6 protein-coding genes and 1 pseudogene are annotated in these 8,588 nt (G+C 50.4%); 4 read left to right on the forward strand and 3 right to left on the reverse strand.

Translation table 11 applies throughout. The features are described from left to right. Positions 1–160 precede the first annotated feature (160 nt). Entirely contained in the window at positions 161–1,915 is a 1,755-nt protein-coding gene (locus AC2FF7_RS21975) for an adenylate/guanylate cyclase domain-containing protein (protein ID WP_496906343.1), read from the reverse strand. On the opposite strand from AC2FF7_RS21975, the pseudogene AC2FF7_RS21980 reads away from it, so the two are divergent. Next, a pseudogene (locus AC2FF7_RS21980) lies at positions 1,910–2,008 on the forward strand (IS6 family transposase); the annotation flags it as partial. The gene AC2FF7_RS21975 and the pseudogene AC2FF7_RS21980 overlap by 6 nt on opposite strands. Positions 2,009–2,391: 383 nt before the next feature. On the opposite strand, the gene AC2FF7_RS21985 reads toward AC2FF7_RS21980, so the two are convergent. Further along, positions 2,392–2,877 carry a DUF3124 domain-containing protein gene (locus tag AC2FF7_RS21985; protein WP_480869570.1) on the reverse strand — a complete coding sequence of 162 codons (486 nt, stop codon included), beginning with the start codon at positions 2,875–2,877 and terminating at the stop codon, positions 2,392–2,394. Between the two features lie 231 nt (positions 2,878–3,108). Here AC2FF7_RS21985 and AC2FF7_RS21990 point away from each other — a divergent pair, with 231 nt between their 5' ends. Next, the gene (locus AC2FF7_RS21990) at positions 3,109–3,594 is read left to right on the forward strand and encodes a GNAT family N-acetyltransferase (RefSeq protein WP_496906344.1); all 486 of its coding nucleotides are present in this window, start codon (positions 3,109–3,111) and stop codon (positions 3,592–3,594) included. Between the two features lie 330 nt (positions 3,595–3,924). After that, positions 3,925–5,316: an alpha/beta fold hydrolase gene (locus tag AC2FF7_RS21995; protein WP_480867984.1), complete on the forward strand. Its 1,392-nt coding sequence runs from the start codon at positions 3,925–3,927 to the stop codon at positions 5,314–5,316. A gap of 63 nt (positions 5,317–5,379) precedes the next feature. On the opposite strand, the gene AC2FF7_RS22000 is transcribed toward AC2FF7_RS21995, so the two are convergent. Then, a complete protein-coding gene (locus AC2FF7_RS22000; protein WP_496906345.1) occupies positions 5,380–6,918 on the reverse strand; it encodes a site-specific integrase in 1,539 nt (512 codons plus the stop codon). A gap of 628 nt (positions 6,919–7,546) precedes the next feature. Between AC2FF7_RS22000 and AC2FF7_RS22005 the strand changes: the two genes are divergently transcribed. Next, on the forward strand, positions 7,547–8,293 hold the full coding sequence (locus tag AC2FF7_RS22005) for a hypothetical protein (protein WP_496906346.1): 747 nt from the start codon (positions 7,547–7,549) through the stop codon (positions 8,291–8,293). Positions 8,294–8,588 lie beyond the last annotated feature (295 nt).

Genomic DNA, 8,588 nt, shown 5'->3' on the forward strand with positions numbered 1-8,588 from the left:
AATCCAGTGGAGAGCCGATGAAGGTCACGTCGTGTTGTTGCCAGAATAGGCTAAGGATTGTTGGACACAAAGAAAAAGCCTGCAATGTCTTCAAAGTAGACATCTGCCACGATTTAGAAAATGACCGCATCGAGCCTCGAAAGGGCTTCTTTACGTCTCATTAATCCGGCAATCCTGCGGCTTTCAGGCCCGCCACAATCTTTAGTCTGTGCTCTTCCTTTGCATAGGGCAATTGGGAATTCAGCGTGGATACCGTAGCTACAGGGATCAATTCGAGAAGTATCGAACCGGCTTCCTCTGCTTCTTGTAATTTTCCCTGCGCCGTTCTTACCGCCGACAAAAATATATAGTTCATAGGAAACTGAGGCGCGTTTCGTATTGCTGCCTGCAAGTATTCGATAGCTTCTTCATAACGGTCAAGCTGCAACATTAGGTGACCATAATTAAGAAGGTAAATGGGCGGAGTATGTGGTTCTAGCCGCATAGCCCGGTCCATTGGCGCAATTGCCAACTCCGGTGTTCCCGCGTAGATAAGTGAAGAAGCCTGCCACAGATGTCCATCAGAGGAATTAGGGTCCAATGATAAGGCTGTTTCATGCTCAGAAAGAGCTCTTTCGAACCCATCGCCCCACATATGCATCCAACCCAGAAACGCGTGGGCGGCAGCAAGGTTTGGGTCTATCTTGGCGGCACGTTCGGCCTCAGCCAATGCTTCGTCGAACGCATTGTGGTGGCTGTTCCACTTGAAGAACCAAGCATGGAATTTTAAGTAGCTTCTAACGGCCATAGCATAGGCGAAGTTTGGGTCAGCTTCTAAAGCTTTGGTGAATATTACCTGCGCTTCGGCGTTGGCTTGCGGACCCGGTTCACGATAGCGCAGTCGGCCTTTGAGAAACCAGTCACGCGCTTCAGTGTTTTTTGTGTATTGACTGCCAAGACGATTTTCCTCGCCTTCCCGCAATTGTATAGACAGCGCGTCGACAATTTCTCTTGTAATCTCGTCTTGCAGGTCAAAAATATCTTCCAGCGTTCCGTCTCTGCGATTGGCCCAGACGTGACTTCCATTCGCTGTTTCAATTAATTGAGCGTTCATGCGAACCCGGTTGCCTGCCTTACGGATACTGCCCTCAAGAACATAGTGCACACCCAACTCCTTGCCGACGCGTCTCAGATCTACTGCCTTGCCTTTGTAAACAAAAGAAGAGTTGCGACCGATAACTAACAAGCCAGACAATTTTGAGAGGTCGGTGATCAGGTCCTCTGTCATGCCGTCTGCGAAGTACTCCTGCTCGGCATCGCCTGACATATTGTCAAATGGCAAAACAGCTAAAGACGGAATGTCTGGCAGGCGAGGGGCCGAAATTAGTTCTGAATCCGATGTGGGCTTTTGAATAGTTGTGACATCATTCGCCTCGCCCACCCATTTCCAGACGCGGATTGGCTCAACGATGTTTTTAACTAGCTGGTCACCCGCGTCTTGAAAATGCACATTCAGGCGGTGCTTGATTTGTTCATGGACTGACGCCGAAATGCAAATCCCGCCAGGATCGGAAAGTGTCTCCAACCTTGAGGCCACGTTGACCCCATCGCCATGAATGTCGTCGCCTTCTACGACGACGTCACCGATATTGATGCCGACGCGAAAAATAATCTCCTCATCAACTGGGAAGTTTCCGTTGCGTGAATGGATGGATTTTTGAATATCGTAGGCGCATGAAACCGCGTCGACAGCGCTTGCAAACTCCGTCAGTACTCCGTCGCCCATCCATTTGACCACTCGACCTTCGTGTTTTGCAAAGGCGGGCTCGATGACGTTTTGCCGTAGTTCGCGCAAGTGCTCTAACGTCCGTTCTTCATTCGCGCGGACGAGGTGCGAGTAACCCACGACATCTGCTGCAAATATTGCAGCAATCACTTCAACCAGGAACGATCGCTCACCAGCCGAGACATCTTCAAGCTGACCCGCAGCGCTGCTCTCGCCGAGTGGCGTCAACTTTGTTCCGGATAGGTTCGCAGTTTCCGCGGCAAACTGAGACTGGTTCGAATTCGTCTGACGGCACCTCCAAACCTGTCTCCGGATCGATGACCCGCCCGTTCGTTATGACTATATCGTAGTCCTGCGCTGAGCAGGTCGTGGCAATAGCCACAAAGATTGCAGAAACAAATGTGCGGTACATGAGCTTGACCTCCGTGTTTCCAGCGTAAGGCGATAAAGGAGCAGATCAATTTATTGTTTTGCCTGGGTCTGCTCTTACTGCTTTCCGTCCTGAATAGCCCTCTGAGCAAATGCACCAATGTCTGCCTGGAACCCAAAGCCAACGCCAGTCACTGGTGCTTGAGTATTACATTGATGATTGAGCTGGATACATAGAAGCAGAGTGGTGGTCGGTGTTAGGGTTTTTGAGTCAACACCTGACCTCGGCTTGTAAACGAGATTCCTTGAGTGCCGCTTCCTCCAACCATGATCGCTTCTACGATAGGGGGTAGCACCGGAACTTCTGCCGACCAGGTGACTATGAAATTCGCGCCAATCCCGTCTCCGACGCTACCAATAGGTACAAGCGCATTCATCGACCCAAATGGCATCAATTGAACGGGCTCATTTATGAGAGTTTCCAGAAGTTGCCCCGCTCTGTCGTAATATTCGACACGCTCAACTTTGATCTCTGATTGAAGACTAATGTTGTGCACAACTAGCGTAGACGCGAGCGGTTCGCTGCGCCCCTCCTGCGTGAAAACTCGCGAATAAGAGGGAACATAGACGACTTGAGATGTAACACTCTCCGAAACTTGTGCGAATGAAAGGCTTGGTACGGTCGTCAACGAAACCAAAACCATTGAGAATGACCAGAAAGATCTGCGGGAGAAAAACTTCATGTAGGCGCATGCTCCGTTTCTTCTGTCTTCAAAATGAGCATACGGATGACAAGATTCGGCGCAAGAAAATGTCCGCTTTGTCCGCAAAACAGACGCTCGCGAAAATTCTGCGAATGACCGCTTCGAGGCCAAAGCGGACACCAATTCTTGCGGCAAGATGCTCGTTATTCTGATATGAGACAGCCTTGGATCTTTTGGGTTAGTCTTCCCCGCGACATGGGGGAAAATCGCATGAAAAAGTTTAGAAATGCCCAACTTTCCGATGCGGATCGCTGCTTCGAAATTGAAACCTCGGCTTATGAGGGAGACGAAGCAGCAACCCATGCTAAAATCTGTAAACGGATAGAGACCCATCCCGAGGGTTTTTTGATCCTTGAAGTGGACGGTGAAGTTGTTGGCTTCATCAATTGCGGATGCGCTCATGAGGTCGAGATGTCTGACGAGGACTTCAAAGAGCTTATTGGCCACGACCCTGACGCCCCGAATGTGGTCATCATTTCCGTTGTCGTTGATCCCAAGAGACAAAGAAAAGGCTATTCAAGGTCGCTGATGGACGAGTTTGTAAAACGCATGCAACGGATGGATAAAGAAATGATCTATCTGATGTGCAAAGAACATCACGTGCCGCTCTACGAAAAGCTCGGCTATAGCTATCTGAAACCGTCGACCTCCGACCACGGCGGAATGACATGGCACGAAATGAGCATGCGACTTTGAACCAATACTAGTCGTTTCTACTTCAATCGGTTGTTCAACCGAATTGAACGCGTCGCTGCGCAACCAACACGCGCCTTTATGTCTAGGTATGGGCCTCTTAGTGGCGTCGGTATCCAAATTTGAAAGGTTCTGGTAGTTTGCCTCTGCATCTGGGGAGGAACGCTTGATGGAATACTATAAACTCGGGAACTACTCTCGAAAGATCACTACATCTTCATTCTGGTGAGAGAGCAATAACTCAATGGGGATGAAGTACACGGCTAACGAATATGACTTCTGGGGTGCACAATTAAGTGCCTTGCTGCCGGGAAAGCTCTTTGGGAGACTACGATGGAACAACGACTTTCAGCCATTCTTGCGTCTGATATGGTTGGCTATTCTCGATTGATGGAAGCGGATGAGTTGGGTGTTTTGTCGCGTCAAAAGACGTACCGAAAAGACTTGATTGACCCGGAAATCGCTCGAAACCGAGGGAAAATTGTAAAGACGACTGGAGATGGCCTATTGGCAACATTTCCTTCTGTTCAGAACGCTGTACGCTGCGCGTTGGAAATCCAGAAAGAGATGGGGCGGAAAGAGTTGGACTTGGTCGAAGATCGGCGGATCCGATTCAGAGTGGGTATCAACCTTGGCGATGTAATCTTTGACGACGACGATATCTTTGGCGACGGTGTGAATGTTGCCGCGCGACTAGAGGGCCTGGCGGAACCGGGTGGCATCTGTGTTTCGGACATTGTGCATCAATCTGTTCTGGACAAGATCGATGAACCATTTCGAGACATGGGCGGGCAGCGCGTGAAAAACATCACACGACCAATACGTGTGTGGCAATGGACGCCTAATGTGGTGCAGGAACGAAAAGCGCCGGAAATCTCCTATCAGCAGCGCGTGAAATTCTGCAAATCCGCTGATGGGATTAATTTGGCTTGGGCTTCAACGGGAACCGGAACACCTGTTCTTAAGGCTCCCAACTGGCTGAACCACATCGAATATGAGTGGACCAGTCCTGTATGGGGGGATTTCTTATCTGAGTTTTCCAAACTCTGCCGGCTGGTTCGGTTCGATCAACGCGGCAACGGACTTTCTGACTGGGACGTCGACGACATCTCCGAGGACAGAATGATAGATGATATGGTTGCCGTCGCTGATGCATCTGGCTTGGATCGTTTTGGTCTGTTTGGAATAAGTCAGGGCTCAGCGTTCTGCGTTCGATTTGCCGCGAGATACCCAGAGAGGGTCAAATTCCTGATCCTTCTAGGCGGATATGTCCGTGGAAGAATGATGCGAGGAAATCCTGAGGCTGAACAGTTTTATGAGGCGTCCCGTGCAATGGTTTCAGCGGGCTGGGGGTCGCCTAATCCTATTTATCGACAGTTCTTTACGTCCAGCTATATGCCAGACGCAACTCCAGCGGAGAGTGCCAGCTTTGATGAAATGCAGCGAATTTCTGCGAGCCCGGAAACTGCTTTAAGGATTATGGCCATGAACTCAAAAGTTGATGCGCGAGCAGACGCCCGAAAGTTAAGTGTGCCTACACTTGTGCTACACGTGCAGGGGGACATGGCAGCTCCCATCAGTGAAGGTCGTGAAACAGCGCGTGAAATAGCCACCGCAGAGTTCGTTGAACTTCCCGGTGCTAACCATTGCATGATCCGCGGTCATGCAGGATTTGATGAATTCTTTCATGAAATTGGCCCATTCCTTGCGGAACAACAGGATTGACCGCTTCGTCCGCAAAGTGGGCCTTAAAGCTAGTTGCAGCAAACGACCGCATTGTCCCCAACTTCAGCCTCCAGCTCCTCGGTACCCATTGACGTGCTCTAAACGCAGTTCTCTGTACCTAATCTTGCAGATCGCTTCGGTTAGCACCGGCAAAGGTACGTTGCCGTCGCCATAGCGCCCTGCCATACTGGGCAGCTTATGACCCAAGAGGATGTCATTGGTGTCAGGTTGCACACCAGCATGACGGCATGCATCTTTGAAGTTATGGCGGAATGAGTGGAAAGAGGTCTTGGCCGTCTTCACACCAATTCTGTCGATGTAGCGGTTAAAGTCTTTGCTGGCCTGATCTGAGTAGTAACCTGTCGCTCCCAGCTTTAGTTCAGGGAACAGTCGCTTGTGCCCTGTCTGTCTTTGAGCCTGTACGAAGCGGAGGAAGCCAAGCCGAACTAACTCGGGGTGTATGGGAACAAGTCTGCTTTTGCCGAACTTGACGCGTTGGTCTTCGTCGCTCTCTTGGACCCGAATTAGGGGTATACCCTCTTCATGGTCGATATCTGCAACGTTCAACTGGCATAACTCGTTCAGACGTGCGCCAGTCCATAGGCCGAGCAGTGGAAGCCAATACCAACTGGTATTGCTCAAGTCTGTATATCCCGGCACTGTGCGGAACCGCCTTGATTTGCACCCCGTGTACAGTGGGCTGTTGAAGATGGTCTGCAGTTGCTCTTTGCTGAACGGGTCGTGTTGGTTTCTGGCGTTTTTGTTATCAGCTATCTTCATCGGCCCAAAAATGTCGGCAACCTCTTCGTCCAACTGTTTGTCTGCCCACTTCCATATCCCTTGCAGCCTTCCCAAGGCCTTGTTGACTGCACTTAAGGATAGCGTTGGTAGACCGTGGTCTTTAGCTGCTTGTATGGCTTCTCTAGGCGTCAGGCCTATCGTTTGCGGTAGTTTATTCCTGTTGCTTGGAAGCTCAATCAGGGCATTTTTGAAGTCGCGTGCGTCCGGTTTTTTGTAGTCTAGAACCGGACGGTCGCCTTGCAATTCTATGAAGAGGTCTGTCCAAGCCTGATAGTCGTTCAGCAGCTTGGCCGACCATTGACCTGTCTGTTCCGCCTCAGCTTTTCTTTCGGAAAATAGGGCGGACAGGAGTGGGCTAGAAGGCTTCTCTGAGGGCTTCTTTGAGACTTTGGTGGCGCTACTGCCGAAAGTAGGCTTTGGGCTTTCTGTGACGCTCACAGGCGCGTTGGGCGGCCTGCTGAAATCGTATGTCTCGAAGGCCTTATCGTGTTCCAGCATTGCTTCGTGAAAACCAATCCAAGCCTTCCGAATTTCATCAAGAATTGCCCATTGGGTATTGACTGGTTGCTTCTGAGGAATGCCGGATGCGTCACAAAAGGACTGGTACTGCTGGGTGGCATAGTCCTTCTTCATAATGTCCCAGAAGTCTTCGTTGTCCGCCTGATGAAGACGGATGGTGTCAGCGATGCGTTCCTTTTCCAACTCGGTGTAGGGCCCGAGTTCATCCCTACGTGCCTTTGCCTTCTTCAGTACTTCCGTGAAGTGCTTATGTACCTTTGTACGCAGTTCGCCGTGGTTCATGCCCGCTGCTTCTATGTGCTTTGTTATTGTATCGCCGCACACTGCAAGACGCCGTGCCAGAGTACCAGCCTCTTTAGGGCATCTCGTACGCAACGACAAACGTAGGGTTCTGCGTGCGATGTTTGGACTAGTGTGTGGTTTTGGTGTCGTGTCGGGTAGGGGCCAACGAAAGTAATAGATGCCGTGTCTGGACAGTGAAAGATACGCATACAGCTTCATTTTGTGTCACACCTGTGTGTCACACCACTCTAATGCTTGCTATCTAGTTGTTCTGCTAGGTTTTGGTGGAGCCTAGGGGATGCGATCCTGAGGTGATAGGTTTCAATAAAATCAATATCTTAAGCGTAGGGCAATTCCTGCACTGTAACAACCCACTGTAACACTTTTTCAGTTGTTGGCAGAGACGCACGGTGCGGTTTGCATCCTAGCGAAAATCGCAGTTAGTTCCTCTGCTATGCGAGTAGATGGCCGCAGAGCGGACGTTAGAAAAAACGCCATCTACGACCGCCGTGCGGACAAAGCGGCTTTGCCCATTGTAGCGTATTTGTGATATCGACATAACGTCGGCGTACATATCCTTCTGGCTATGCCGACCCTATTTCTGGAGGAGGTTCAAAAGCGACCAAAAATGAAGAGTTCAATATTTCGGAAAACCAGTGCCGCCTGCATTCTGGCCTTCTCCCTTTCTCAAAGTGGGGCAGCTGCCGAAAACGCCTCTAACCCACTTTCAAAAGGTCGGAACACAGATCTCAGAATTCAGCATACTGACGGAAATAGCGGTGAAAAAACAGACTATTTCATTGATGGCGCCTTCATGGCGCTAGACAATTTGAAGATCAAATACGAGCTTCACTATAACAATATATCAGCAAATGGGATGTCTTCCAGCGACTGGGAAAAGGCGCTCGTTAAATTGATATACTTCCCAACGGAGGGCTTGCTCAATAAGACTTGGGGGTACCGCGCGGCGGTGGGCCTCGACTGGATAGTTGAGTTTGGCAATGATGACCAAGGCATTGGGACAGGTTCAGATCAGCTCGGACCGTTCGTCGGGGTCGCCTTTGGAAACCAAGATACTGGTCTTTCACTTATCCCCTTGGTACAGCATTTCTTTGACTACAATGGCGATACCGACATCAGCCAGACGGCGCTCAGGTTAATCGCGCTACAACCCTTCGCAACCGACTACTGGGCCAAGTTGGATTTGAAAGTCCCATATGATTGGGAAGAAGATGCATGGTCTGGCTCTGCAGAAGTCCAGATCGGATACAACATCAACGAAGGCATCGCAGTCTACGGCGAAGCGCTTCTGGGAATTGGTGGCAACCGATCTTTTGACGAAGGATTTGGTGTAGGCCTTCGCTTCCGATACTGAACCTTTAGCCTTTTCCGACTTGGTCTCAGTAAACGTTGTTTGTTTATGACCGCTCAGGGCTCAGGGCTCAGGGCTCAGGGCTCAGGGCTCAGGGCTCAGGGCTCAGTTCGTACGTTCGCCCGAATGTCGCGTGCGACCTCAATGCGGACGAAGCTGCCATTCGCAATACTGCGGGACGTTTGGTCCGGGTGAATGTCTGCAAAGCGGACATTTCTGTGTTTTTCTTTGTGTCCAACAATCCTTAGCCTATTCTGGCAACAACACGACGTGACCTTCATCGGCTCTCCACTGGATT

This window comes from Ruegeria sp. YTSC325 (assembly GCF_059609525.1).

Excerpts from the sequence above, each read along its gene's own strand:
- AC2FF7_RS22005 (WP_496906346.1), top strand. The coding sequence starts at position 7,547 with ATGAAGAGTTCAATATTTCGGAAAACCAGTGCCGCCTGCATTCTGGCC.
- AC2FF7_RS21995 (WP_480867984.1), top strand. The coding sequence starts at position 3,925 with ATGGAACAACGACTTTCAGCCATTCTTGCGTCTGATATGGTTGGCTAT.
- AC2FF7_RS21990 (WP_496906344.1), top strand. The coding sequence starts at position 3,109 with ATGAAAAAGTTTAGAAATGCCCAACTTTCCGATGCGGATCGCTGCTTC.
- AC2FF7_RS22000 (WP_496906345.1), bottom strand. The coding sequence starts at position 6,918 with ATGAACCACGGCGAACTGCGTACAAAGGTACATAAGCACTTCACGGAA.
- AC2FF7_RS21985 (WP_480869570.1), bottom strand. The coding sequence starts at position 2,877 with ATGAAGTTTTTCTCCCGCAGATCTTTCTGGTCATTCTCAATGGTTTTG.